The sequence below is a fragment of the Herbaspirillum seropedicae genome (assembly GCF_001040945.1).
In the GTDB taxonomy this organism is placed as follows: domain Bacteria; phylum Pseudomonadota; class Gammaproteobacteria; order Burkholderiales; family Burkholderiaceae_D; genus Herbaspirillum; species Herbaspirillum seropedicae.
The window spans coordinates 2,606,184-2,630,267 of the sequence record NZ_CP011930.1 but is presented as its reverse complement, the minus strand read 5'-3'; the positions used below and the strand labels follow the sequence as shown (position 1 = coordinate 2,630,267).

23 protein-coding genes are annotated in these 24,084 nt (G+C 66.2%); 15 read left to right on the top strand and 8 right to left on the bottom strand.

All coding sequences use genetic code 11. The annotated features are described in order from the left end of the window. The 4 genes from ACP92_RS11605 to ACP92_RS11590 all read right to left on the bottom strand — a co-directional run bounded on the left by ACP92_RS11605 (position 1) and on the right by ACP92_RS11590 (position 6,348). On the bottom strand, positions 1–3,399 hold the full coding sequence (locus tag ACP92_RS11605) for an alpha-1,4-glucan--maltose-1-phosphate maltosyltransferase (protein ID WP_013234303.1): 3,399 nt from the start codon (positions 3,397–3,399) through the stop codon (positions 1–3). Positions 3,400–3,706: 307 nt separating this feature from the next. Then, complete coding sequence (locus ACP92_RS11600) at positions 3,707–4,369, bottom strand: methionine ABC transporter permease (protein ID WP_041310709.1); 663 nt, start codon at positions 4,367–4,369, stop codon at positions 3,707–3,709. Then, positions 4,341–5,510 carry a methionine ABC transporter ATP-binding protein gene (locus ACP92_RS11595; protein ID WP_013234301.1) on the bottom strand — a complete coding sequence of 390 codons (1,170 nt, stop codon included), beginning with the start codon at positions 5,508–5,510 and terminating at the stop codon, positions 4,341–4,343. The genes ACP92_RS11600 and ACP92_RS11595 overlap by 29 nt, the downstream gene beginning before the upstream one ends. Before the next feature lie 31 nt (positions 5,511–5,541). After that, a complete protein-coding gene (locus ACP92_RS11590) occupies positions 5,542–6,348 on the bottom strand; it encodes a MetQ/NlpA family ABC transporter substrate-binding protein (RefSeq protein WP_013234300.1) in 807 nt (268 codons plus the stop codon). A gap of 336 nt (positions 6,349–6,684) precedes the next feature. Here ACP92_RS11590 and ACP92_RS11585 point away from each other — a divergent pair, with 336 nt between their 5' ends. Next, positions 6,685–7,305 carry a carboxymuconolactone decarboxylase family protein gene (locus ACP92_RS11585; RefSeq protein WP_013234299.1) on the top strand — a complete coding sequence of 207 codons (621 nt, stop codon included), beginning with the start codon at positions 6,685–6,687 and terminating at the stop codon, positions 7,303–7,305. Positions 7,306–7,393: 88 nt separating this feature from the next. On the opposite strand, the gene ACP92_RS11580 is transcribed toward ACP92_RS11585, so the two are convergent. Together ACP92_RS11580 and ACP92_RS11575 are read right to left on the bottom strand one after the other, a co-directional pair. After that, positions 7,394–9,910: a YbcC family protein gene (locus ACP92_RS11580; protein ID WP_013234298.1), complete on the bottom strand. Its 2,517-nt coding sequence runs from the start codon at positions 9,908–9,910 to the stop codon at positions 7,394–7,396. A 21-nt stretch (positions 9,911–9,931) separates the two neighbouring features. After that, positions 9,932–11,500, bottom strand: a complete 1,569-nt coding sequence (locus tag ACP92_RS11575) for an NADH-quinone oxidoreductase subunit L (protein WP_041311809.1) — start codon at positions 11,498–11,500, stop codon at positions 9,932–9,934. Positions 11,501–11,608: 108 nt separating this feature from the next. Between ACP92_RS11575 and ACP92_RS11570 the strand changes: the two genes are divergently transcribed. The 13 genes from ACP92_RS11570 (at position 11,609) to ACP92_RS11510 (ending at position 21,555) form a co-directional block, all read left to right on the top strand. Beyond that, the gene (locus ACP92_RS11570; RefSeq protein WP_013234296.1) at positions 11,609–12,529 is read left to right on the top strand and encodes a LysR family transcriptional regulator; all 921 of its coding nucleotides are present in this window, start codon (positions 11,609–11,611) and stop codon (positions 12,527–12,529) included. Between the two features lie 139 nt (positions 12,530–12,668). Further along, complete coding sequence (locus tag ACP92_RS11565) at positions 12,669–12,875, top strand: hypothetical protein (RefSeq protein ID WP_041310707.1); 207 nt, start codon at positions 12,669–12,671, stop codon at positions 12,873–12,875. Between the two features lie 106 nt (positions 12,876–12,981). Further along, complete coding sequence (locus tag ACP92_RS11560; protein ID WP_013234294.1) at positions 12,982–13,314, top strand: ArsR/SmtB family transcription factor; 333 nt, start codon at positions 12,982–12,984, stop codon at positions 13,312–13,314. A gap of 2 nt (positions 13,315–13,316) precedes the next feature. Beyond that, positions 13,317–13,751: a YeeE/YedE family protein gene (locus ACP92_RS11555; RefSeq protein ID WP_013234293.1), complete on the top strand. Its 435-nt coding sequence runs from the start codon at positions 13,317–13,319 to the stop codon at positions 13,749–13,751. Between the two features lie 15 nt (positions 13,752–13,766). Continuing rightward, positions 13,767–14,186, top strand: coding sequence for a YeeE/YedE family protein (locus tag ACP92_RS11550; RefSeq protein ID WP_013234292.1), 420 nt, complete (start codon positions 13,767–13,769; stop codon positions 14,184–14,186). 41 nt (positions 14,187–14,227) lie between these two features. Continuing rightward, positions 14,228–15,103: an MBL fold metallo-hydrolase gene (locus ACP92_RS11545; protein WP_041311806.1), complete on the top strand. Its 876-nt coding sequence runs from the start codon at positions 14,228–14,230 to the stop codon at positions 15,101–15,103. A 141-nt stretch (positions 15,104–15,244) separates the two neighbouring features. Beyond that, the gene (locus tag ACP92_RS11540) at positions 15,245–16,270 is read left to right on the top strand and encodes a cytochrome c oxidase subunit II (RefSeq protein WP_240727343.1); all 1,026 of its coding nucleotides are present in this window, start codon (positions 15,245–15,247) and stop codon (positions 16,268–16,270) included. Continuing rightward, on the top strand, positions 16,267–18,168 hold the full coding sequence (ctaD, locus tag ACP92_RS11535) for a cytochrome c oxidase subunit I (RefSeq protein WP_013234289.1): 1,902 nt from the start codon (positions 16,267–16,269) through the stop codon (positions 18,166–18,168). Before ACP92_RS11540 ends, ctaD begins: the two co-directional genes overlap by 4 nt. Positions 18,169–18,170: 2 nt before the next feature. Then, positions 18,171–18,773, top strand: a complete 603-nt coding sequence (locus ACP92_RS11530; protein WP_013234288.1) for a cytochrome c oxidase subunit 3 — start codon at positions 18,171–18,173, stop codon at positions 18,771–18,773. A gap of 13 nt (positions 18,774–18,786) precedes the next feature. Next, a complete protein-coding gene (locus ACP92_RS11525; protein ID WP_013234287.1) occupies positions 18,787–19,680 on the top strand; it encodes a cytochrome c oxidase assembly protein in 894 nt (297 codons plus the stop codon). Then, positions 19,658–20,032 (top strand): c-type cytochrome, encoded by a 375-nt coding sequence (locus ACP92_RS11520; RefSeq protein ID WP_013234286.1) that lies wholly within the window; start codon positions 19,658–19,660, stop codon positions 20,030–20,032. Before ACP92_RS11525 ends, ACP92_RS11520 begins: the two co-directional genes overlap by 23 nt. Beyond that, positions 20,029–20,850, top strand: coding sequence for a c-type cytochrome (locus tag ACP92_RS11515; protein WP_013234285.1), 822 nt, complete (start codon positions 20,029–20,031; stop codon positions 20,848–20,850). Before ACP92_RS11520 ends, ACP92_RS11515 begins: the two co-directional genes overlap by 4 nt. Before the next feature lie 207 nt (positions 20,851–21,057). Continuing rightward, positions 21,058–21,555 (top strand): CinA family protein, encoded by a 498-nt coding sequence (locus tag ACP92_RS11510; RefSeq protein WP_013234284.1) that lies wholly within the window; start codon positions 21,058–21,060, stop codon positions 21,553–21,555. 6 nt (positions 21,556–21,561) lie between these two features. On the opposite strand, the gene ACP92_RS11505 is transcribed toward ACP92_RS11510, so the two are convergent. After that, positions 21,562–22,581: an SDR family oxidoreductase gene (locus tag ACP92_RS11505; RefSeq protein WP_013234283.1), complete on the bottom strand. Its 1,020-nt coding sequence runs from the start codon at positions 22,579–22,581 to the stop codon at positions 21,562–21,564. A gap of 224 nt (positions 22,582–22,805) precedes the next feature. On the opposite strand from ACP92_RS11505, the gene ACP92_RS11500 reads away from it, so the two are divergent. Further along, positions 22,806–23,501, top strand: coding sequence for a VIT1/CCC1 transporter family protein (locus ACP92_RS11500; RefSeq protein ID WP_041310702.1), 696 nt, complete (start codon positions 22,806–22,808; stop codon positions 23,499–23,501). Positions 23,502–23,516: 15 nt separating this feature from the next. Here the strand turns inward: ACP92_RS11500 and ACP92_RS11495 are convergent, their stop codons facing one another. Then, complete coding sequence (locus ACP92_RS11495) at positions 23,517–23,930, bottom strand: DUF2306 domain-containing protein (RefSeq protein WP_013234281.1); 414 nt, start codon at positions 23,928–23,930, stop codon at positions 23,517–23,519. Positions 23,931–24,084 lie beyond the last annotated feature (154 nt).

Here is a 24,084-nt window from a genome sequence, read left to right as displayed (position 1 = left end):
TCAGGTCTCCCCTGCGCGAATGCGCCAGATACGGTACGGGCGTTCACGCGGATCAAGAGTGATCGACTGATGTCTGCCATACCACTTGAAACGATCTTCACCAAGCAGATCCACCACCTCCAGATGCGCTGGCTCAGCACCCTCGGGCAGGCCAAAGCCGGCCAGCGGTAGTTCGATCTCGCCTTGTTGCGATTGGAAAGGATCCAGGTTGATTGCCACCAGGATGGTGTTGTCGCCGAATCGCAGGCCGCCCTCGACAGCCGCTCTGCCCGACGGCGCGGCTGGCGTGGATTTGACGAAGTACAGGATCTGATCATTGCTGACCGGCAGGAAACGCACGCCCAGATGCGTCTGCAAGGCGGGGTTTTCGGTACGTATGCGATTGAGGCGGGTGATGTCCTCGATGATGTTGCCGGGGCGTTGCCAGTCCCAGCTGCGGATTTCGTATTTCTCGGAATCGAGGTATTCCTCCTTGCCCGGCACCGCGTTGGCCTCGCCTAGCTCGAAGCCGCTGTACACGCCCCATAATCCCGACAAGGTGGCCGCGAGCGCGGCGCGTATCTGGAAACCTGCGCGTCCTGAGCGCTGCAGGAAATAGGGATTGATGTCGGGCGTATTGACAAAGAAATGCGGCCGGAAGAAGTCGCGCGGTTGGGCCGCGTGGCCAGTGTCGGTCGTCAACTCGGTCAGGTAGTCGATCAGCTCCTGCTTGCCGTGACGCCAGGTGAAATAGGTGTAGGACTGCGAGAAACCCACCTTGGCCAGCCGGTACATCGGCTTGGGGCGGGTAAAGGCTTCGGACAGGAAGATCACCTGCGGATAGCGGCTGCGCACGGACGCAATCATCCATTCCCAGAATGGGAACGGCTTGGTATGCGGGTTATCGACGCGAAATACGGACACACCCTGCTGCACCCAGAACACCACGATGTCGCGCAGGGCCAGCCAGAGCTCGGGGATGGCGTCCTCGGCATAGAAATCAACATTGACGATATCCTGGTATTTCTTGGGAGGATTCTCCGCATAGCGCATCGACCCGTCGGGACGCCAGGCGAACCAGCCTGGATGCGTCTTCAGCCAGGGATGGTCTGGCGAGCACTGAATCGCAAAATCCAGCGCCAGCTCCAGGCCGTGGGCCGCCGCCGCGTCACGCAGGCGCGCAAAGTCTTCGAAGGTCCCCAACTGCGGGTGGATCGCGTCATGCCCGCCTTCTTCGCTGCCGATGGCGTAAGGGCTGCCGGGATCGTCGGGTCCGGCGGTGACGCTATTGTTTTTTCCCTTGCGGTGCTTCTTGCCGATCGGATGGATGGGCGGGAAATAGAGCGTATCGAAACCCATGGCGCGGATCGCCGGCAGGCGGGCGATGACGTCATCGAAATTTCCGTGCACATCGGCGCTCCCGCTCTGGGAGCGCGGAAACAGTTCGTACCAGCTGGAGAACGCGGCGGACCTGCGCTCCGCTTCCAATGGATATTCGGCATCGGTACGGGAAAGAAACGCCCGCTCCCCCGCCAGCCCGGTCAGTTGTTCCACCAGTTGGCGGGTCTCTTCCGCACACAGGAAGGCCAGCCGTTTATCGGTGTCGGCCTGCTTGCCCGCTGCACTTCGTCGCGTTTTCGAGGGCGGGCCTCCGAGCGCCTTGAGCAGGGCCCTGCTGGATTCCAGCACGCTGGGTTCGAGCTCCTGTTCCACCGCGCGTTGGACCAGGCGGGCGATGAGCAAGCGCCCTTCTTCCATCTCCAGGGACACATCCTGTCCCGCCATCAGCTTCTTTTGCAGGCCATCGCGGAAGGTGTCGAAGACATCGCTCCAGGCTTCGATACAGAAGTAATGTCGTCCCAGGCGCGTGAGGGATACCCGGGCCTGCCACCGGTCATTAACATCGGGATGCATGGGAATGCGACGCCACTGGGCTTCATCGGCAGCCCGCACCAACACCTCGGCGGCAAGATGGTCGTGTCCATCCATGAAGATATCGGCAGCGATCACGAAATGTTCGCCAACGATGCGCTTGGCGGCGAAAGCGCCGTCGTCTACGGCGGGTGAAACACGTTCAATGGCAATACGGCGGGAACGCATGTCGCCTAGCGCAGGGGTGGCCTGATCAAGCTCACCAGAGACGCCTTGCAGCGGCTTCAGAGGCAGTACCTTCACAGCGCCGGGTTCCAGCACAAGTCCGTCTTCCTGCCATGGCGCGACGCTCTCTTGCAGCCGCTGCTGCCAACCGTCATCCGTGATGCGTACCGGTCTATCCAGCGCGGGATTGACGGCAATGAGCAGACCATCTTCTACATTGACGCCGTGACGTTCCATGAGCAGCCATGGCGAATCGGGGGCGCTCAGCGGCGTCAAGCGCAGCGCCAAGGATTTGGGGGGTGACTGGCGTCGTTGCGCGAGGGTGCGGTTGGCTTCCGTGATCTCGCGGGTGAAATCAAGATCGGCGTCGGCACAGGCCCGCTTGAAGGCTTCCGGATCGCTCAATCGGGTGGCGCTGCCTGCCCGATGCGCGACCCTCAGCGCCGCGGTAAGGCCGAATTCGAAGCCCATCGGCATCATCCACCCCTCCGCGCTGAGGGTGGCGAATTGCAAGGCCCGCAGCGCGCCCAGGCGTCGCGTCTGCGGATCGCGAAAACCGTGCACACGCGCCAGCCGGGGACCCGATGGATCTTCCGGGAAGGCCAGCACCGGCGCGATCGCGGCGAGCTTGCGGTATTCGCGGAAATACCAGGGATCCCGGAAGTCCCACCATGCCCCGGAAGAAAAAACGGCGTCAAAACCGATACCGGCCAGTCCATCAAGCTGATCATGCGTGCAGCCTGGCGTCCAGGCGAGGAAGCGGCAGTCCGCCTGCTGCTGGCGTATGCCTGCAATAAGGCGACGCCAGAAATCCGCCGGGATGCTGGCCGGCTCCTGGCAACGGAAGCCGGCCACGCCGGCGTCCACCAGGGTCATCAAGCGCGCGCGCCACCAGTCGAGCATGGCGTCGGCGGCGACGGGATCGTCGAAGCGCGCTCTGCGCGTGACGAGCTCGTCGTCACGCTCATCCATGACGCTGGGGTAGCGGGGATCAGGCAAGGGATCGGAAGCGAGGTCCTGGCTCGACAGGCCTACCGCGGCGCTGCTCTGCGGTGCGAACCAGTCTGCATGACTGGTCAGCACCGGATCGCCGGCGTAGAAGCGCGTGAGCGACAGGTCCGCCAGCAGGCGCAAGCGGTGGCCCTTGCAGAGCTTGGCGACTTCTGCAAACGAGGCATCCACTAGGTCACCGCACAGCAGCACATGATCGAACCCCATTGCCGCGCACCGGCCCAGCAGATCATCCCAATCGGGGGACGCCACCAGGGAAGGATCGACGCAATAGATGCGTGGAGAAAAATCGGTGAGGGGAAGATTTTCCAATGCCTATTCTCTCTTTGAGGTGAGTGCGTGAGGTCAGTGCGCATACCCGCGCCATCTGCAATCAAGTCGGCGATCGGATGGTTCTTGTTCTTTGGAGTATCCGAACATCCAGCTTGATTCAAGTTAGCAATAGCCGCGCTGCGCAGACATCGGACAGCAACTCATACCCTTGTAGGATGGCGCCTCCGGACCTCCCTTCGTCATTGCTGGAGCTCAGCTGTCAAAAAGAAACCGGCCACATAGTCTGACTATGTGGCCGGCCTGGATCATCTTGCTCGACGAGGGATCTACATCTTCATCAAGCCCATCAGCGGTTACGCAGACGCCGCACGTAGCTGTCGCCGGTCCTTTGCACCAGCGATACCAGCACGATCAGCATGGCAATCACGATCACCATCACCTGGGTATCAAAGCGCTGGTAACCATAGCGGATGGCCAGGTCACCCAAGCCGCCCGCCCCCACCGCTCCCGCCATGGCCGATGAGCTGATCAGCGCCACCAGGGTGATGGTGAAGCCGCCGACGATGCCCGGCAAGGCTTCGGGCAGGTAGACATGCCAGACGATGTCCCACTTGCGGCAACCCAGCGCCTGGGCGGCTTCCACCAGGCCGGGATCGACTTCGCGCAGGCTGACCTCGACGATGCGGGCAAAGAACGGCGTGGCGCTGATGGCCAGCGGAACGATGGCGGCCCAGACGCCGATGGTGGTGCCGGCCACCAGGCGGGTCAAGGGAATCAGCGCCACCAGCAGGACGATGAAGGGGGTGGCGCGAAATCCGTTGATCACGCTGCCCAGCACCCGATGCAGGCGCGGCCAGTCGAGAAAACCGCCCGGCGCCGAGACGATCAGCAAGACCGCCAGCGGTACGCCCGCCACCAAGGCCAGCGCCCCGGACACGCTGACCATCTGCAGCGTATCGAGCAGCGCATTGCCATAGCGCTCAATGGGAATGGACAGGGTCAGCGACATAACCTAGCTCCTTGATGTGATGGGCGATGGCCTGCGCGCCCTGGGTCAGCGCCAGCCAGTCATGGGAAGCCGGGGCATCGGCCACCGCCAGCACGAGCTGGCCATGGGTATGTCCCTGGATGTGATCGACGCCAGCCTGCAGTACCCGCACCCTGCCACCGAGCACGGCGGCAATGCGCTGCAGGTCTGGCTGGAGGCCGTCGCCGCCATGGAATTCCAGTTGCAGCACCCGTTCATGCCGCCCCGCCGGGGCCTGCGGCTGCAGCGCCTGCTGCAGCTCTTGCGGCAGGCCGTGCTGCAGGGGCGCCAGCAAGGCCCGGGTGGCGGCATGTTGCGGCTTGCCGAACACTTGCCAGACTTCGCCCAGCTCGGCCACGCGGCCCTGTTCCAGCACCAGCACGCGGTCGGCGATCTCACGGATGACGCTCATCTCATGGGTGATCAGGATGATGGTGATGCCCAGCTTGCGATTGATATCGCGCAGCAGTTGCAGGATGGACTGCGTGGTCTCGGGATCGAGCGCCGACGTCGCTTCGTCGCAGAGCAGGATTTCGGGGCCGCTGGCCAAGGCGCGGGCAATGCCCACGCGCTGCTTCTGACCGCCGGAGAGCCGGCGCGGATAACTGTCGGCCTTGTCTTGCAGGCCGACCAGGGCCAGCAGTTCATGCACCCGCTGGGTGATCTGCGCACGCGGCACACCGGCCACGCGCAGAGGCAAGGCGATGTTGTCGAAGACAGTCTTGGCCGCCAGCAGGTTGAAATGCTGGAAGATCATGCCGATGCGACGACGCAGCGCCACCAGTTGCGTCTCGTCGAGCGTGGCCAGGTCCACGTCATCGACCTCGACGCGGCCACTGGTGGGCCGTTCCAGGCGATTGATGGTGCGCAGCAGGCTGGACTTGCCCGCGCCGCTGCGGCCGATGATGCCGAAGATGCTGCCTGGTGCGATCTCCAGGTCGATATCCTGCAGCGCCTGCACCGGGCCGGCTGCCGACACATAGGTCTTGCCGACGCCACGCAGCGCCACCTTGCCGTGCGGGCCGCCGCGGGCGGGGGTGGCCAGGGCCACGGTGGGTTCACGCACGTGCTCGGGGCGGCTGGGGGCAGTCAGCGATTGGCGGGCGGTGATCGAGAGTTCCATGCGGTCTCCAGAAGGATGGGGGCGCGAGGTCTTACTTCTTGAGCCAGGCCAGCGTATAGAGACGGCTGTCGTGGTTGAAGGCGCGACCGATATCGGCCCTGACGGCGGCCGAATTCTGGTAGATCTGGATGAACTTCTGCACCACCGGATCATTGACGCGATTGGCCCGGGTCACGAACTGGATGGCGAAGCGCGCGTCCTCGATGCCGGAATAGGCCAGTCCGGAAGAAGGATCGAAGGCCTTGGCGGCCACGATGAAGTGCGGGTAACCCTGGGCCAGGTCGACATCGGGCGTGATGCGCACCAGTTGCGGCCCTTCCACTTCGACGAAACTGAGCTTGCGCGGGTTGTCGATGATGTCATCGATGCTGCCCAGGTAGCCGACCTTGGGCTTGAGCTTGATCAGGCCCACATTCTGCAGCAACAGCAGCGCCCGCCCCTGGTTGACCGGGTCGTTGGCAATGCCGACCTTGGCCCCCTGGGGCAGCGCAGTCAGGGACTTGTACTTGAGCGAATACAGGCCGACATTGGAGAGGATGCCGGTGCCGGCGCTGGCCAGCTTGTAGCCGTTCTTCTGGATGGCGTTGTCGAGGAAGGGCTGGTGCTGGAAGTAGTTCAGATCGAGGTCGCCGGCGTCGAGCGCCACGTTGGGCGTGGTCCAGTCGGTGAATTCCACCACCTGCACATCGATGCCCTGGCGCTTTGCCTCCTTGGCGGCCACGGCGACGGAGTCGCCATAGGCGCCCGGCACCACGCCAATGCGCAGCTTGTCAGCGGCCTGGGCGGCCTGCAGAGACAGAACGGTCAACGACAAGAACACCAGATGGGAAAACTTCATGCAACACTCCGTGACGAGAAGGGGAAAGAGGAAGCGGTCCGGCAGACACATGCTGCGTCGCTGCCGCCAAGCCCCGATTGTGGGCGAGACCGTCACGCAGAGCCACAAAGTAAAACATGCTTCGATATCCGCTTTTCTCATGAAGCTCGGGCAGCCATATCGCCACGCTGTGCGACGCCAACAACACGGCCAGCTCATCCTGCACTATCCTGACTTGCCCTGCCGCGCCAGGCGGGGGGATGTGCTGGCGTCCGGTCATCCAGGCGGACCAGCGAGCACAGGCCGACCAGGCAACAACCCCACCAATAGACCAATAATCCAGGAGACAAGAACCCCATGAACAAGGCCCTGACCATGACCATTGCATCCACCTTACTGGCCGGCTCGCTGGCCCAAGCCGCTGACCGCCTGCCGGTCATCCCGCCGGAGCAGTACACGCCGGAACAGAAACAGGCCGCCGATGAATTCCTGGCTGCGCGCAAGGTGCCGGTATTCGGCCCCTTCGAGCCGCTGATGCATAGTCCCCAGGTCATGACGCAGGCACGCGCCATGGGCGATTACCTGCGCTATCACTCGGCGATCGGCAACACCTTGAGCGAACTGGTGATCCTCATCACCGCCCGCGAGTGGACCCAGGATTACGAGTGGTATGTGCACTATCCCATCGCCATCAAGGCCGGGATCAAGCCGGAGATTGCGGCAGCCATCGCCGATGGCCGCCGTCCGGAGGGGATGAGTGAGGAGGAAACGATCGTCTATGATTTTTCGATCGAACTGCACCGCAACAAGCGGGTCTCGGACCAGACCTTCGCCCGGGCGGAAAAGCGCTTCGGCAAGAAAGGCGTGGTGGACCTGACCGGGGTCAATTCCTACTACACGCTGCTGGCCATGCAGATGAATGCGGCGCAGTACCAGGCGCCCAAGGACGCCAAGCGGCTGGTGCGGTTCCCGGAATAAGCGCGGCGCCGTAGTTGGCGGCCCGGTCGTCCTGGCGACCGGCCGCGCTTAGGGCCTGTTCACGATGGCCTGGCGCGCCTTTTGGCCCTCACACCGCCACCCAGCCCTGCTCCCCGCGCTCCAGCAAGCCAGCCTCGCCAAAGCGCCACAGATGCAACCAGCCATTCTCCAGCAACTGCCGCACCACGGCGTGCGCGGCGATGACGCGTTCGATGGCGGCCTCGGGGGCGTCGATCACCACCGTCAACCGCAGCGGCTCGTGCAGCCAGCGCTGGCCGTCATGCAGGGACTGGCGCGCCAGGCCGATGCGCAGGTCGCCGCCGTTGCCTTCGAACACGCCGATGGCGCCGCCAACGACGTTGTGCAGCAGCTTGTTGCCGCTGCCCAGCCGTTGCGGGTCGCTGGTGGAGGCGTGGTACTGCCAGTTGATCCAGTGCGTCACCAGCATGGGCGCAGTCATCAGTTGCTCCAGCAGCGCGCCCTCGCCATCCTCGGTAGGGTCATAGTCATGCAGGAAGCAGCGCCCGCCCAGGTCGATGCCGCGGCTGCGCGCACGCGGGGCGATGAGGAAGGCTGCGTTGCCGGTGAGACCCCATTCCGGCCGCGTCTGGGCGCCGTCGTTGGCGCGACGGCGCAGGGCCTGCAGCAGCCGCGCTGCGGGTTGCTCGCCGTCCAGTCCCAGTCGTGCTGCGCGTTCGCGCCGCACCTGCTCGCCGGCGCGGGCAAAGACCTCGCGCATGGCGGCCCAGCGCTGCTGCGCTGGGGCGGGCAGCAGGTCCAGGTCGAAGGCCTCCACTTCATCGGTGGTGGTGTTGTGCAGCAGGGCCAGGAAAGCGGTCTCCTCGGGCAAGTCGACGCCCTGCGCCAGCAGGCCGCGACGCACGCTGTGCTCGTTGAGCAACTGCGCCAGGGTGCGCGCATTGACTTCGCCGGTCTGGCCGCAGCAGGCGCCGCAATCCAGGGCGGCGGCGTGGGCGTTGTTGGCGGACTGGCTGCCATGTCCCACCAGCAGCACCAGCGGCGCGACGGCGCGGTCCAGTCCCATGGCGTGCAGGATGCGGGCGGCCAGCGCCACCTTGTCGGCCTCGCTCACGCCGCTCAGTTGCGGGCGGCACAGCGCGCGGTAGCGCGTGGGCAAGCCGGCCAGGTCATCGCGCGCGCGTGCGCCGCGACCCGGCCGCAGCCAGTTCCACAAGCCGCCCAGCGCGCTCACCCCGGCCACTTCCACAAAGGAGAAGGCCGAGCCCGGCCAGCGCGTATTGCCCTGCCACTGCGCCTTGCCGGCCAGTTGCCGGTGGCGCGCCCGGGCGGCGGCGCTGGCCAGCACGGTGCTGTCCGCGGCCCCTGCCCCTGCGCCTGCGGCGGGAATGATCTGTTCCTGCACCTGATAGGCCGGGGCCAGCAGGCCCGGCAATTGCGGCCGCGCCGCCTGCGTGCCCAGCGGCGTATAGGCCACCGGCAGGCCGAAGAAGCCGGCCACGCCCAGCGTCTGCACGCCCGGATGGAGGCGCTCCAGCGCCCGCCGCATTGGCTCGCTGCGCACGTCGATGCAGAACGCCGCCTGCACCTCGATGGCTGCGCCAGCGGCAGTGCGATCCTGCAACAAGGCTTGCGCCAGCTGGCGCTGATAGCCGACTTCCAGCGCCAGTTGCCAGACTTCATCCACCACCAGTTCGTCGCGGACCTGCTGCAGGCGTTCCCGCGCCCTGCCCCAGGCTTGCTGCACGGTGCTGAAGGCCTGGGTGGCGGCGTCGTCGTCCTTGCACTCCAGCAGCAAGGCGCCCCAGGCCATGCGGATGGCCAGCAGTTCGCGCAGGTGCGGATCGTCCTGTCCCTGCAGGCGCGCCTGCCAGCCCAGGTAGGCGCACCACGAGGCCCAGCCATTGACGGTCAGCAGCACCGCTTCCAGGTAGTCCGCCCAGACCTCGGCGGGCAGCCCCAGCCGCTGCATGACCCAGCGCTCGGCCTCGCGCGCACAGGCCGGTAGCGCCTGGATGCCATGGGCGATGTGCGGCAGGCCCATCAACAGGCCGATGCCGTGGTCGTGCTCCAGCGTCTCGCGCCAGAAGGCGTAGAGGCCGTTGTCGCGCTCGGGTTGCCAGTCGGCCTGGTGGCGGTCGAAGTAGGCGGCGCAGGTCTGGCTGACCTGGTGCGTGATGGCCTGGCGCCAGGACAGCCGGGTATGGCGCTGGGGATCGTTGTCGAGGACATCGATGAGCAGAGGAAGCTGCGCTGGGCGGCTATCCGATGCCAGCACGGCCTGACAATGGGCAGCGTCCAGTCCTGCCGCGCGCGCCGCGGGCAAGCGGCCTAGCGCAAGGTGCAGATCGGCCGCGCTGATGCGGCCCTCGGCCCACGCCTGGCGCAATTGCGCGCGCGCTGGCAGCACCTGGATGCCGCCCAGCAGCGCCATGCGCGCCGCGACCTCGCGCAAGGGCATGCCGATGCGCGACCAGTGCGGGTTGACCGCGATAGCGCGATCCAGCGGCCAGGCCGGTGCGATGGCCGCGCAGGCCTGCGCACAGGCTTGATCCAGTGCGCTCTCCCAGGCGGCGTCAGGGGTGGCGGCCAAGGCCGATTGGGTGTGTTGGGTGGTGGCGTTCATGCTGCTCTCCTGAGATTGGGTTCAGCCTTGGGTATCGCTGGCCAGGGTGGACGGGGGGGCGCGGTGTGGCGCTCGGCGCGCCTGCGGCGCCCAGCGTGCCGGCCACAGTTGCAGCGCCAGCCGGGTATAGGCTTCGTCCAGGTAGAAGCCGGCATAGCTGCGCCGACGCCAGGCCGTCATGGCCTGCGGGCGCACCAGCAACAGCGCCACGCAGCCATACAGGGCCAGCATCCCGGCCAGCGTGGCCATGCCAAAGAGTGGCTGGGCGAAGTCATCCAGGCCCAGCGGCAGCAGGTGCAGGAGCATGGCCGCCACCGTCAAGCCGGCGGCGCCGGTCAGGCCCAGCAGCCAGCTGCGCAGCCGCATCGCAGTCGACACGGTGCTCGCCTGGGGCAGCCAAAGCAGCGGCGCCCAGGCCAGCCCCAGCACGACGCTCCACCACCAGGGCCAGCCGGTGTGTGCATGCAGCGTCTGCAGGGCCAGCACGACGGCGCTGCTGGCCAGGGGGGCGACGATGACGCTGGCCGCCGAAGGCTGGGCCTTGTCGTGCAAGGCCTGCAAGCGGGTCTCGCGCACCACCGAGGAGGCCGAGAGGAAGGCGTGCGCCTTGTACAGCGAATGTCCGATCAGGTGCAGCGCGGCGAAGGTGTAGAGCCCGGCTGCGCATTCCAGCAGCATGAAGCCCATCTGCGCCACCGTTGACCAGGCCAGCCGCACCTTGATGCTGATGCGGGTGAGCATCACCATGCCGGCCAGGAGCACCGTGGCCACGGCCATGAGCAGCAGCACGCTGCGCGCCGGGATGGCCTGCTGCAACAGCGGCGCAAAGCGGATCAGCACGAAGCCGCCCAGGTTGACCACCCCCGCATGCAGCAGCGCCGACACCGGCGTGGGCGCTTCCATCACCTGGATCAGCCAGCCATGCACCGGCAGCAAGGCGGTGCGCAGGATCACCGCCAGCACCACGCACAAGGCGCTGACCTGCAAGCCCGCAGACATGCCATGCGCGGCCAGGTGCTGCCACAGTGCCGACAGGCTGCCGCTGCCCGTGGCCGACCAGGCCAGCAGCGCGGCGACGCCCAACAGCAGATCGGCCAGGCGGTCGGCGATGCGCTTCTTGTAGGCGGCCAGCCGGGCGAAAGGCCGCTCCGGGTAGAAGCACAGCAGATGCTCCAGCGCCAGCCCGACCGCCGCCCAGGCGGCGATGAGCACCAGCCAGTGGTCAGCCAGCAGCAGCAGGTGGACGGCGGTGAGCACGGCCGCCAGCGCCACGGCGTACTGGCGCTGGCCGCCCTCGCCTTGCAGATAGCGCGCCGAGAACGCGCCGATGACGGCGCCCAGTCCTTGCACCAGCACGGCCAGCACCAGCCCGATCACCGAGACCTGCAAGACGCCCGGCCAGGGCGTCGCGCCACGTGCCAGGCACAGTGAGAGCACGGCCAGCGTCAGGGCCAGCATGGAGGTGGCCTGGAACAGGCGCCACAGCCCCTGGGGCGTGGGACGCGCCAGCATCAGCGCCAGCGCCGTGACGAACATGGCCGCCGGTGGCGCCCAGGGAAGCAGCGAAGTCAAGTGGGAAAGCGTGAACATGATGTAAGCGCCAGAGAACAGCGTGTGGTTGGATGGCCGCATGATGCTTGCGCGCGATCGTTCTGTAAATTACATTTATCAGAACATATTCATTGATAAATCAGAACGATGCGCCTAGAACAGCTCAATTTCCACCATCTTCGTTATTTCTGGCGCGTGGCCAAGCTCGGCCATTTGACCCGGGCGGCGGAGGAATTGCATACCTCGCAATCGGCGGTATCCGCTCAGATTCGTCAGCTGGAGAAACATCTAGGTGAAGATCTATTCATCCGCGAAGGCCGTCGGCTCAGCCTCAGCGACACGGGGCAACTGGTGTTCACCTATGCCGACAACATCTTTGGACTCAGCCAGGAAATGCTGGGCCGCCTGGAGGGCCGCTCGGCGGGCGTGACGCGCTTGCGGGTGGGCAGTGTGGCCACACTCTCGCGTAACTATCAGGAAAACTGGTTGCGGCCCATGCTGTCCGATCCGAGCGTGGCGCTCACGCTGGAGTCGGGCCAACTGGAGGGCTTGCTGGAGCGGCTGGTGCAGCACCAGCTGGATGTGGTGCTGGCCAACGAAACCGTCCCGGCTGATCCTGATCGTCCCCTGCACTGCCGCTTCCTGGGCAGCCAGGCGGTCTCGGTGGTGGGCCCGGCGCATCGCTGGGAAGCCGGCAGCCTGCGCATTCCGGAAGACCTGGAAGGCATCGACATGGCCCTGCCCGGCCCGCGTCATGCGCTGCGCATGCGCTTTGACGCGCTGTGCGTATCGGCCGATGTGCGCCCGCGGCTGCGCGCCGAAGTCGATGACATGGCCATGCTGCGTCTGATTGCGCGCGACAGCGGCTGGCTCAGCGTGCTGCCCGAAGTGGTGGTGCAGGATGAGCTGCGCAACGGGGTCCTGGTGACGGTGGGCCAGACCACCGAACTGGTCGAGAACTTCTATGCCATCACCACACCTCAGCACCATTACGGCGGACTGGTGGAGCGCCTGCTCAACGGATCGGCCGCCACCGCCCGGGAAACGGGCGTTACTCATCAGCAATAAATTCTACTAATCGGTACAATGCAAGAAATCAGCAAATAAAAAATGACAATCGCATGACAATCTTGCACTCTAGGCGGCCCCCTTCAGCCCGGCAGCAGCCCGGCAATGAGCGGCCGACCAGAACAAGACCGAGGAAACGATGAGAAAGGCGCTATTCAGGTATCGCGATGAGCTGGTCAGGATAGAACTCAAGTGTCCCAACGCCCAGGGCTGGACCTGGGATTTGTATATCAATGGCCAATTGCAGTTCTGCGGCCAGGATGCTCCCTTCGCCTTTGCCGAAGAAGCCATGGCCGCTGCGCGCCAGGCCAGCTGCCGTATGATCGATTTGCTGCACGCTTCCTGAGCTCGCCCGCACCCATCGCCCCTGCCCCTTGCGCCTCACGCCAGGCTTGTCAGCCCGACGTCTCTGCATTAATATATATTTAAATATATTATTAATTCACATATTGATGACTGCTCGCGCTCCCGTTCCCTCACTCGCCCTGCCGGCAGAACGCATGCGCCAGGCCGCAGGCGAGGCCGTTGGCGCCCTCAAGGTGCTGGCCAATGAAGACCGTCTGTTGTTGCTGTGCCAGCTGTCGCAGCAGGAAATGTGCGTGAGCGAGCTGGAAGAGCAACTGGATATCCGCCAGCCCACCCTGTCACAGCAGTTGGGCGTGCTGCGCAACGAGGGCGTGGTCAGCACGCGGCGCGATGGCAAGCGGATCTACTATCGGGTGGCGGATGCGCGGCTGCTGGAAATGCTGGACCTGATGTATCGCCTTTACTGCCCCAAGGAGTGAACATGCAAGTGGACTGGACTGCCTTTACCCCCGTCACCGCGCTGGCTGGCGGTGCGCTGATCGGCCTGGCCGCCGCCATCCTGATCCTGGCCAATGGCCGTGTGGCTGGCGTCAGCGGCATCCTGGGCGGCCTGCTGCAGCCGCGCGCGGGCGATCGCGCCTGGCGCGCGATGTTCCTGCTGGGCCTGCTGGCAGCGCCCCTGCTCATGCGCCTGGGCGCAAGCCTGCCGCCCATCCACATCGACGCCGGCCTGGGCCAGATCGTCCTGGCGGGCCTGCTGGTCGGCCTGGGTACGCGATATGGCGCGGGCTGCACCAGCGGCCATGGGGTGTGCGGGCTGTCGCGCTTTTCGCTGCGCTCGGCGGTGGCCACGGTCTGCTTTATGATGGCCGGTTTCGTGAGCGTCTATCTGCTGCGCCACGTGGCGGGCCTCTGAATGAGGGACAAACGCATGACTGCACTGACTGCCTTGCTGTCCGGACTGGTGTTCGGATTCGGCCTGCTGCTCTCCGGCATGGCCGATCCGGCCAAGGTATTGGCCTTCCTCGACCTGGCCGGGGCCTGGGACCCTTCGCTGATGCTGGTCATGGCCGCAGCGATTGCCGTGGGCGTGCCCGCCTTTGCGCACGCCCGCAGGATGAAGGCTTCCTTGCTGGGCCAGCCCATGCAACTGCCTGCTGCGCGCCAGATCGACCGCCGCCTGGTGCTGGGCAGCCTGGTCTTTGGCGTGGGCTGGGGCATGGCCGGCATCTGTCCGGGTCCGGCTCTGGTACTGGTGGGCGCGGGCCAGTTCAAGGGCCTGGTATTCGTGCTGGCCATGCTGGCCGGCATGCTGCTCTTTGCACTGCTGGAACGCCGTCGATCGCGATAACATGCGGCGACGGCATGGGTTGATGAAGACGAGGATGCATGATGGACAAGCTGCACATTGAAGGCCATTTCGATACCACCACGAGCACCGTCAGCTATCTGGTGCTGGACCGCGCCAGCGGCCAATGCGCGCTGATCGATACGGTGCTGGACTACGATCCCAAATCCGGCCGCACCGCCACCACCAGCGCCGACCAGCTCATTGCCCGCGTGCGCGAACTGGGCGCCCAGGTGCAATGGATACTGGAAACCCACGCCCACGCCGACCACCTGTCAGCGGCGCCTTACCTGAAGCAGCAACTGGGCGGCCGCATCGCCATCGGCGAGCACATCACCCAGGTGCAGGCGGTGTTCGGCAAGCTGTTCAACGCCGGCGCCGCCTTCGCCCACGACGGTAGCCAGTTCGACCAGCTCTTCGCCGATGGCGCGCGCTTCCAGATCGGCCAGTTGCAGGCGCGCGTCATGCATACGCCGGGCCACACGCCGGCCTGCCTCACCTATGTGGTGGAAGAGGCCGGGCATATCGCCGCCTTCGTCGGCGACACGCTCTTCATGCCCGACTACGGGACGGCGCGTTGCGACTTCCCGGGCGGCGATGCGCGGACCCTGTTCCGTTCCATCCAGGCGGTGCTGTCCCTGCCCGACCATGCCCAGCTCTACATGTGCCATGACTACCGCCCCAATGGACGAGAGTTGCGCTACGTCACGACGGTGGCCGAAGAACGCCGGCACAACATCCACGTGCATGAAGGGGTGAGCGAAGAGAGCTTCGTGACCATGCGCAAGGCCCGCGACGCCACGCTGGACATGCCGGTCCTGCTGCTGCCCTCGGTGCAGGTCAACATGCGCGCCGGGCAATTGCCGCCGGCCGAGGACAATGGCGTGCGCTACCTCAAGATTCCGCTCAACGCGTTCTAAGGCCCTCGGGCCGCGCCAGCTCGGCAGCGGCCCGGGTGCAACATTCCTACATCGCATCGCCGCGTGCGCCTATTCCGTGCGCAGGCTCAGGCTTTCCATAATCGCTCATCCCGATGTTCCGGTGAACCAGCGATGGCCGCGATGCCCACCACCTCTTCCTTGTTGTTGCGCCTGCTTGCAGCAAGCGCCTGTTGCGCCGTCCCAGTCGCGCAGGCGCGAGCGCAATGGCAGGATGTGCTGCAACCCGCTGGGCCGCAGGCCGCTACCATCGCCAGCCTGTGGCATGTCACGCTGGGCCTGTGCACCGTCGTCTTCCTGCTGACCCTGCTGGCCTGTGCCGTCGCCCTGTTCCGCCGGCGCCGCTACAGCGCTGAGGCTGCTGCCGCCACGCCACGCCTGACCTGGGCGATAGGCTGGGCGCTGGGCCTGTCGGCCACCGGGCTGCTGGCGCTGTTCGCCGCTGATGTGGTGGCCAGCCGGGCGCTGGACCAGTTGCCCACCGCCGGGGCGTTGCAGGTGAAGCTCACCGCACGCCAATGGTGGTGGCAGGCGCAGTACCACGATCCCCTGACCGGACAAGGCTTCACTACGGCCAATGAGCTGCATCTGCCGGTGGGTCGCGCCGTCATCATCGATCTCGATAGCGAAGACGTCATCCATTCCCTCTGGTTGCCCAATCTGCATGGCAAGCTCGACCTGATCCCCGGCAAACCTGCCCAACTGCGGCTGCGCGCCGACCAGGCAGGGACTTACCGGGGGCAGTGTGCTGAATTCTGTGGTCTGGAACATGCCCGCATGGCCCTGCTGGTGACCGCCGAATCCCCCGCCGACTATGCCCGCTGGGCGAGCGGCCAGGCACGTGCGGCAGCGCCGGTTGCCGACGCCGCCGCCACGGTGGCCCGCGGCCGCGCGGTCTTCATGGAGCGCGGCTGCGCACAGTGCCACGCCATCCGGGGGACCGACGCCGCTGGCCAGAACGGGCCGGACCTCACCCACCTGGCCAGCCGCAGCACGCTGGCCGCCGGCATCTTCCCCAACCAGCGCGGCTTCCTGGCGGGCTGGATCACCGATGCACGCTCGCTCAAGACCGGCGTCATCATGCCGCCCGCGCAACTGCCGCCCGATGAGCTCAACGCCCTGCTCGACTATCTGGAGACCCTGCAATGACCCCGGACCCACGCGCCGAAGAAGCGCGCCGCCTGGAACAGACCTGGTCGGACCCGCCCGGACTATGGGGCTGGCTTTGCGCGGTCAACCACAAGGCCATTGCGCGCCGCTTCATGGTGACCACCTTCGTGTTCTTCCTGCTGGGCGGCATGCTGGCGCTGGCCATGCGGCTGCAACTGGCGCGCCCCGACGCTGAGCTGATCGGCGCAAGGCTCTACAACCAGCTCTTCACCATGCATGGCACGACCATGATGTTCCTCTTTGCCGTGCCGGTGATGCAGGCCGTGGCGGCCTATCTGCTGCCGCTCATGATCGGCGCGCGCAGTGTCGCTTTCCCGCGCCTGAACGCCTTTGCCTACTGGATCTTCCTCTTTGGCGGACTGCTGCTGTATGGCGCCTTCTTGGCCGGCAGCGGGCCGGACGTGGGCTGGTTCGCCTACGTGCCACTGGCCTTGAATCCCTATGCCTCGGGCAAGGGCGTGGATATCTGGGCGCAGATGATCACCTTTACCGAGCTCTCGGCCCTGATCGAGGCCATCGTCATCATTACCACGGTGATGAAGCTGCGCGCGCCCGGCATGAGCCTGCGCCGCATGCCGCTGTTCGCCTGGGCCATGCTGGTGACCTCGGTGATGGTGCTCTTCGCCATGCCGGCGGTGATGCTGGCCAGCACCGGACTCATCACCGACAGGCTGGTCAACACCCAGTTCTACAGCCACCAGAACGGCGGCGATGCGTTGCTGTGGCAGCACCTGTTCTGGTTCTTTGGGCATCCGGAGGTCTATCTCATCTTCCTGCCGCCGCTGGGGATGATCTCGACCATCATTCCCACCTTCGCGCGTCGCTCCATGGTGGGCTATCCGGCCATGGTGCTGGCCCTGATCGCCACAGCCTTCCTCGCCTTCGGCCTATGGGTGCATCACATGTTCGCCACCACCCTGCCCGAGGCCGGCAAGCTCTTCTTCACCGCGGCCAGCCTGCTCATCGCCCTGCCCACGGCCTTGCAGATCTTTTGCTGGATCAGCACGATCTGGCTGGGACGGCCGGTGTTCAAGACGCCTTTGCTGTTCGTGCTGGCCTTCTTCTTCATCCTGGTCATGGGCGGCCTGACCGGGCTGATGCTGGCCTCGGTGCCGCTGGACCTGCAATTGCACGACACCTATTTCGTGGTCGCGCACCTGCACTACGTGCTGCTGGGTGGGGCCATCTTTCCGCTCTTCGGCGGTTTCTACTACTGGTTCCCCAAGTTCACCGGGCGCATGCTGGACGAGCGGCTGGGGCGCTGGAATTTCTGGCTGTTCTTCGTCGGTTTCAACGTCTGCTTCTTCCCCATGCATGTGCTGGGCCTGCAGGGCATGACGCGGCGGGTCTATACCTACGCGGCGCAGATGGGCTGGGAGGGCCTGAACCTGACGGCCACCATCGGCGCTTTCCTGATCGGCCTGAGCGTGCTGCTATTCCTGCTCAACGTGGTGCACAGCCTGTGGCGGGGTGCCGCGGCGGGCGACAATCCCTGGGGCGCGGCTACGCTGGAATGGAGCCTGCCTTCGCCGCCGCCGGCGGGCAATTTCCTGGAGGTGCCGGTGGTGCATGCGGCTGACCCGCTGTGGCAAGCGCCGCGCCTGCCCAGCCATGTCAGCGGGCTGGACAATGGCCAGCGCGAAGTGCTCATCACCAGCGTCATCGAGGCCCATCCGCAACATCGCTTCTGGTTGCCCACGCCCTCGCCCTGGCCGCTCTTGTCGGCGCTGGCGACCACGGCGCTGTTCATCGGCTCCATCTTCAGTCCCTGGGCGGTGGTGTGGGGCGCCTTGCCCGTTGGCCTGGCCACGGCGATCTGGTTCTGGCCGCGCCGCCAGCGCAGCCAGGCGCGCATCGCCAGCGAGGTGCGGCCATGACGATGAAGCAGCCAGCGGCAACCCTGGATGTCAGCGGCCTGCCCACCTTCGGCTTCGGCCCGGCCAGCACGACCTGGTGGGCCACGCTGGGCCTGATCTTCATCGAAAGCACGGTGTTTGCGCTGGGCATCGCCAGCTATTTCTACCTGCGCGGTCAAGCGCCGGCCTGGCCACCGGATTCAGCGCCACCGGATCTGCTCTGGGGCAGTCTCAATACCGTGATCATGCTGCTGTCCTGCCTGCCCAACTATCTGGCCAGCCAGGCCGCGCACCGCTTCGACCTCCAGCGCGTACGCCTGGGGCTGGTGCTGTGCCTGCTGTTTTCACTGCTGTTCCTGGGGGGCCGCATCGGCGAGTTCGCCAGTCTCAATGTCAACTGGAGCCACAACGCCTACGGCTCCATCACCTGGATGCTGCTGGGCTTGCATACGGTCCACCTGATCACCGATACCTTCGACACGCTGGTGCTGACCGTGCTCTTCTTCACCGGGCCGGTGGAGAGCAAGCGCTATGTCGATGTCAGCGAGAATGGCGACTACTGGTACTTCGTGGTCATCAGCTGGCTGGCCATCTATGCCGTCATCTACTGGGGGCCGCGGTTCTGAACCGCGCAACATCATGCGCTATCGCCTGCCCTGGTCCGTCTCCCTGCTGCTGGTGGCCTGCCCGCTTCCCGGCGCCGCCCATACGCTGGGTATCGCTGCCGCCGATACGACGCGCTGGAACGATGAGCCCTGGCTGATCGGCACGGTGCTGCTGTCCTTGCTGCTGTACCTGCGCGGCCATGGGCGCCTGCGGGCGCGGCGCGTGGCCAGCAGCGCGCAACTGGCCTGCTTCGGCAGCGGCTGGCTGTGCCTGGCGGCGGCGCTGCTCTCGCCCATCGATACCGCCGGCGCTGCCTCCTTCGCGGCCCACATGGTGCAGCACGAATTGCTGATGATCGCGGCGGCCCCGTTGCTCATCGCGGGACGGCCCGTGAAAGCCTGGCTGTGGGCGCTGCCGGCGGGCTGGCGCAAGCCGGTGGGTCGCTGGTTCGGCCGGCGGGCGTGGCTGTCCTGGATACGCCAGCTCAGCCGACCGCTGCCGGCCTGGCTGATCCATTTCGCCGCCGTCTGGGGCTGGCATGTGCCGGCCTGTTTCGAAGCGGCGCTCAGGCATGAGGCGCTGCATATGACGCAGCACCTGAGCTTCTTCGTCTCGGCGCTGCTGTTCTGGTGGAGCGTGCTGGCCAGCTGGCGACGCACGCAACCGGACCACGGCGCATTGCTCTACCTGTTCTCGACCATGATGCATACCAGCGCCCTGGGTGCGCTGCTGGCCCTGTCCTCGCGGCTGTGGTATCCGGCCTACGGGGAGCTGCCCTGGAGCTATGGCATCTCGCCGCTGGAAGACCAGCAGTTGGGCGGGCTGATCATGTGGATACCGGGCGCGCTCAGCTATGTGATCGTGGCGCTCGTGCTGTGCGCGCGCTGGCTCAAAGGAGGAGACGATGAAGCCGTCCATCCTGCCTGAACTGCTCTTGCTGACGACCTGCCTGGCCGCGCCCGCCTGCCCGGCGGCCGAGCCCGCCAACGCCCAGCAGGGGCGACGCTTGCTGGCCACACACGGCTGCGCGGCCTGCCACAGCATCCCCGGTATTGCGCCGGGGCAGACGCTGGTCGGCCCGCCGCTGGACCAGGTCGCCAAGGCCAGCTATGTGGCCGGCATCCTGCCCAACAGCCAGGCCAACCTGGCGCGCTGGATCATGCATCCGCGCCATTTCCACCCGCAGTCGGCCATGCCGGAACTGGGCCTGTCCGAACAGGAAGCCGCCGACATGGCCGCCTACCTCTACCAGGTCTCGCCCAAGCGGGGGCAGCGATGAGACAGCCCTTGCGCTTGCTGGCGCTGACCGGTGTCGCAGCGGCCTTGTTGACGCTGGCCGCCGGCTTGCTGGTCTGGAGCGGCTGGTACAACGTAAGCGCGGTGGCGCAGCACTGGTCGCCCGTGTTCAAGCTGATGGAATATGCGATGCGGCAATCGGTGCGGCATCACGCCCGCGCCATCGTTGCCCCGCCCCAGGATGCCGCCATGTCGGTGCGTGGCGCGGCGCTGTACCGTCAGCACTGTCTGAGCTGCCATGGCGCTCCCGGCTTGCCGCCCGCTACCGCCGGGCTGAGCATGCAGCCGGTTCCCGGGCCCTTGGCCGACGCCGAGCACAAATGGGAGGATCGGGAGCTGTACTGGATTGTCAGCAACGGCGTCAAGATGACTGGCATGCCCGCCTGGCAGAACCATCTGAGTGAAGCCCAGCGCTGGGACATCGTCGCCTATCTGCGCGCCATGCCGGACTTGACGCCGGCCTCACAGACGGTGAGCGGTAACGACGCTGATCCAACGCAGCTGGCCGGCGATATCGAACGCGGCCGCATCGCGCTCACCCAGTACGCCTGCCAGTCCTGCCACCGCATCCCTGGCGTGGTGGGCCCCGACACTCAGGTCGGGCCCGCCCTGGCGCACCTGGCCAGCCAGCACTACGTCTCCGGCGCCCTGCCCAATACCGCCGGCAACCTGGCCCGCTGGATCATGCACCCCAAGCGCTACAAGCCCGGCGGCGCCATGCCCGAACTTGGCGTGAGCGCGCAGGACGCAGCCGACATGGCTGCTTACCTGCGCGATGCCGATCGTGGCAACCCGCCCTGAGGGGCAGGTCGTTCAGCTATGACTGGAGAAATGGAACACGCCGAGCAGGAACATGCCGCCGATGATGGCCAGGGCGATGATGCCGGCAACGATGGCGATGGCGGGCTTGGGCTTGCGATCTGACATGGCGAACACTCCTTCGGGAGGGAGACGAGGGGAAAAAGCACTACCAGCGGAACTGAACACAACACACAAGGGAAAACACAGATGAAACAAGACTACGCAAGGCTGGGCCAACTGCTCTGTCAGCAAGACATGCGGCTGGTGACGGCGGAATCCTGCACGGCCGGCATGGTGGCGGCCGCCCTGGGCGATGTCGAAGGCTGCGGCCAGTGGCTCGAAGGCGCGTTCGTGACCTACACCGAGCAGGCCAAGGAAGTGATGTTGCGGGTAGCGCGGGCGGATATGCAACGCTACGGCCTGACCAGCGAAGAGATCGCCGAGCGCATGGCCCAGGGCGCCCTGGAGGGCAGCGCCGCCCGCGTCGCCATTGCCAATACCGGCGTGGCCGGGCCCGATGACGCCCCTGACGGCACGCCGGCCGGCACGGTCTGCTTCGCCTGGATCATCCATCACCCCCAGGGCAAGACCCTGCGCACCGCCCGCCGTCAGTTCGCCGGAGACCGCCAGGCAGTCAGGGAGCAGGCGGCCCAGCATTCCATCCTCCAGACGCTGCGCCTGCTGGAAAGCCTGCCGCCGCGCTGACGCCATTCAGCGTCCCTGGCGCCGGCCCATCCGGCCCAGCGCCAGGCAGACCGTGCCCAGCAGCGCCAGCCGGGTCAGCATGGGCGCGCGCGAACTGGCCCAGGTATAGGGCGAGCACGGCATCACGTAGCGCTCGCCGCCGCGTTCGGCCAGCGCCCCGCGGGCTGCGCTGGCATGCAGATGGTCGGGCTCGCTGCTGCGCGGCTGGTCGCTGCGCTGCTGGGCGAACATGCAGGATTGCAGGTACTGGTCCACCAGCGCGGGCGCGCATTTGTTGGCCGAGGAAAAGAGCCTGGAGGCGGCTCCCACGTAGATGTCACGGCGCACCGCGCAGGCCGCCACCAGGATGGCCTCGGCGGCGATGGCCGGTGCATAGACCGGCGGCGGCAGCTTGGGCTGCACGTCCATGTAGTTCTTGGCGTGGCGCGTGAAGGGGGTATCGATGGCGGCGGGTTTCACCAGCGTCACCGAGACCCGCGCGCCCTGCTCGGCCAGTTCCACCCGCAAGGAATCGGTGAAGCCCTTGACCGCATGCTTGGAGGCCGAATAGGCGCCTTGCAAGGGCACCGCCACGTCCGACAATTCGCTGCCGAGGTTGATCAGGACCGCCCCCTCGGGATTGGCCTTGAGATGCGGCAGCGCCGCCAGGCTGCCGTTGACCACGCCCCAGTAGTTGGTCTCGAAGAGGCGTCGATGGTCTTCCAGGCTGACCTCCTCGTGGCGGCCAAAGATGGAAATGCCGGCATTGTTGATCCAGGTGTCGATTCCGCCGAAGCGCTCCACGGCCTGCGCCGCGACCGCCTGCAGTGCGACCAGGTCGGCCACGTCGGCGGCCAGGTGCATGACGCGGCGGCCGCTGGGGTCCAGCTCGGCGGCCACGCGCTCGAGCGCCTGCGCATCGCGCGCCACCAGCACCAGACGCGCCTGCCGGGCCGCCGCCAGGCGCGCCGTGGCCAGCCCGATGCCACTGCTGGCGCCGGTGATGACGATGGTCTGGTCGGCGATGGGTTTGAGTCGGATAGTCATGGCGCGCTCCTCGGGTCAAAGCGTCCCAGCCTAGCCGCCTGCCACACGCCGCGCCATCAGACAAGCCCGCGCCGAGGACGGCTACAGCGCTGTCAGCGCTGCAAGGATCACTGAAGATGAGCCCGGTTTAATGCGAATTGTCTTCATTTTTGCTAATTGTCGTGGCTTTGCCCGCGCCCACGCCCTAGAATCTGCGCCATTCAATGCTACCTGGCTCAGCGCTCATGCCCAAATTCCATCTCGAACATCACAAGGTCGACGCCATCTCCTGGCTGCGTGCAGCCGTCCTGGGCGCCAACGACGGCATCGTCTCCACCGCCAGCCTGCTGGTCGGTGTGGTGGCGGCCCAGGCCAGCCACGACAATGTGCTGCTCACGGGCGTGGCCGGGCTGGTGGCCGGGGCGATGTCGATGGCGACAGGCGAATATGTCTCGGTGCACTCTCAGGCCGACAGTGAAAAGGCCGCGCTGCACCAGGAAAAGGAAGAGCTGGCCACCGACCCCGAAGGCGAACACCGCGAGCTGATGGGCATCTACATGCGGCGCGGCCTGAACCAGGAAACAGCGCATCTGGTAGCCACGCAACTGATGGCGCACGATGCGCTGGACGCCCACGCCCGCGATGAACTGGGCATTTCCGAGACCACCTCCGCGCGCCCGGTGCAGGCGGCCGTGGTGTCGGCGCTCAGTTTCGCGGTCGGTGCGGCCCTGCCGCTGGTGGTGGTGCTGCTGGCGCCGGCCAATGCATTGCTGCCCTCCATCGTGATCGCCGCCCTGCTCTCGCTGGCGCTGCTGGGTGCGGTGGCGGCCAAGACCGGCGGCGCCAGCCTGTGGAAAGGGGCGTTGCGCGTGAGTGTATGGAGTTCGCTGGCCATGGGCTGCACGGCGGCCATCGGGGCTTTCTTCGGCGCAGCCCTCTAGCGGTGCTGGCCCGGCTCACAACCAGCCCAGCCACTGTCCCCAGAGCAGTTGTCCCAGATAACGCTGCGGCAGCAGCGTGAAGCTTCCGGCCACCAGGCAGGCGCCGATGTAGACGCGTTGCATGGTGCGTCGATGCGCGGCGATGTCGCCGCGCATCACGGCAGCCAGTCCGCGATAGAGCAAGAAGCTGGTGACCGGCACCAGCAGGTGCAGCGGCGTATAGCCAGCGATATTGGGCAGGTCCCGTGAACGGATGAACAGCGCTGACAGCACCACGGCGACCATGCAGGTGAACCAGCCATAGCCCAGGGCGCGGTGCCAGCGCGGGCGCACGGGTGCGGCCAGCCGGGTCCACAGGGCCAAGGGGCCGACCAGCAGGGCCGCGAGAGCAGCAGTGAGATGAATGACAACGACCGGGGCAAGGGACATGGCAGCGCTTTCCGAAATGCGATGCCGGCATTGTTCCCCTGCTGCTGGTCCGCTTCCAAGCGGGATGCGACGAAACGCCGGCTGGGTGGCGCGAGCTGCATGGTCTTGCTCTTCAGCCCCCCTCGTTCCGGCCCCGCTTCGGCCCTCGTTACGC

Coding starts and splice junctions, on each gene's coding strand:
- ACP92_RS11600 (WP_041310709.1), bottom strand. CDS start 4,369: ATGTCGCTGACCCTGTCCATTCCCATTGAGCGCTATGGCAATGCGCTG.
- ACP92_RS11595 (WP_013234301.1), bottom strand. CDS start 5,510: ATGGAACTCTCGATCACCGCCCGCCAATCGCTGACTGCCCCCAGCCGC.
- ACP92_RS11590 (WP_013234300.1), bottom strand. CDS start 6,348: ATGAAGTTTTCCCATCTGGTGTTCTTGTCGTTGACCGTTCTGTCTCTG.
- ACP92_RS11585 (WP_013234299.1), top strand. CDS start 6,685: ATGAACAAGGCCCTGACCATGACCATTGCATCCACCTTACTGGCCGGC.
- ACP92_RS11580 (WP_013234298.1), bottom strand. CDS start 9,910: ATGAACGCCACCACCCAACACACCCAATCGGCCTTGGCCGCCACCCCT.
- ACP92_RS11575 (WP_041311809.1), bottom strand. CDS start 11,500: ATGTTCACGCTTTCCCACTTGACTTCGCTGCTTCCCTGGGCGCCACCG.
- ACP92_RS11570 (WP_013234296.1), top strand. CDS start 11,609: ATGCGCCTAGAACAGCTCAATTTCCACCATCTTCGTTATTTCTGGCGC.
- ACP92_RS11565 (WP_041310707.1), top strand. CDS start 12,669: ATGAGAAAGGCGCTATTCAGGTATCGCGATGAGCTGGTCAGGATAGAA.
- ACP92_RS11560 (WP_013234294.1), top strand. CDS start 12,982: ATGACTGCTCGCGCTCCCGTTCCCTCACTCGCCCTGCCGGCAGAACGC.
- ACP92_RS11555 (WP_013234293.1), top strand. CDS start 13,317: ATGCAAGTGGACTGGACTGCCTTTACCCCCGTCACCGCGCTGGCTGGC.
- ACP92_RS11550 (WP_013234292.1), top strand. CDS start 13,767: ATGACTGCACTGACTGCCTTGCTGTCCGGACTGGTGTTCGGATTCGGC.
- ACP92_RS11545 (WP_041311806.1), top strand. CDS start 14,228: ATGGACAAGCTGCACATTGAAGGCCATTTCGATACCACCACGAGCACC.
- ACP92_RS11540 (WP_240727343.1), top strand. CDS start 15,245: ATGCCCACCACCTCTTCCTTGTTGTTGCGCCTGCTTGCAGCAAGCGCC.
- ctaD (WP_013234289.1), top strand. CDS start 16,267: ATGACCCCGGACCCACGCGCCGAAGAAGCGCGCCGCCTGGAACAGACC.
- ACP92_RS11530 (WP_013234288.1), top strand. CDS start 18,171: ATGAAGCAGCCAGCGGCAACCCTGGATGTCAGCGGCCTGCCCACCTTC.
- ACP92_RS11525 (WP_013234287.1), top strand. CDS start 18,787: ATGCGCTATCGCCTGCCCTGGTCCGTCTCCCTGCTGCTGGTGGCCTGC.
- ACP92_RS11520 (WP_013234286.1), top strand. CDS start 19,658: ATGAAGCCGTCCATCCTGCCTGAACTGCTCTTGCTGACGACCTGCCTG.
- ACP92_RS11515 (WP_013234285.1), top strand. CDS start 20,029: ATGAGACAGCCCTTGCGCTTGCTGGCGCTGACCGGTGTCGCAGCGGCC.
- ACP92_RS11510 (WP_013234284.1), top strand. CDS start 21,058: ATGAAACAAGACTACGCAAGGCTGGGCCAACTGCTCTGTCAGCAAGAC.
- ACP92_RS11505 (WP_013234283.1), bottom strand. CDS start 22,581: ATGACTATCCGACTCAAACCCATCGCCGACCAGACCATCGTCATCACC.
- ACP92_RS11500 (WP_041310702.1), top strand. CDS start 22,806: ATGCCCAAATTCCATCTCGAACATCACAAGGTCGACGCCATCTCCTGG.
- ACP92_RS11495 (WP_013234281.1), bottom strand. CDS start 23,930: ATGTCCCTTGCCCCGGTCGTTGTCATTCATCTCACTGCTGCTCTCGCG.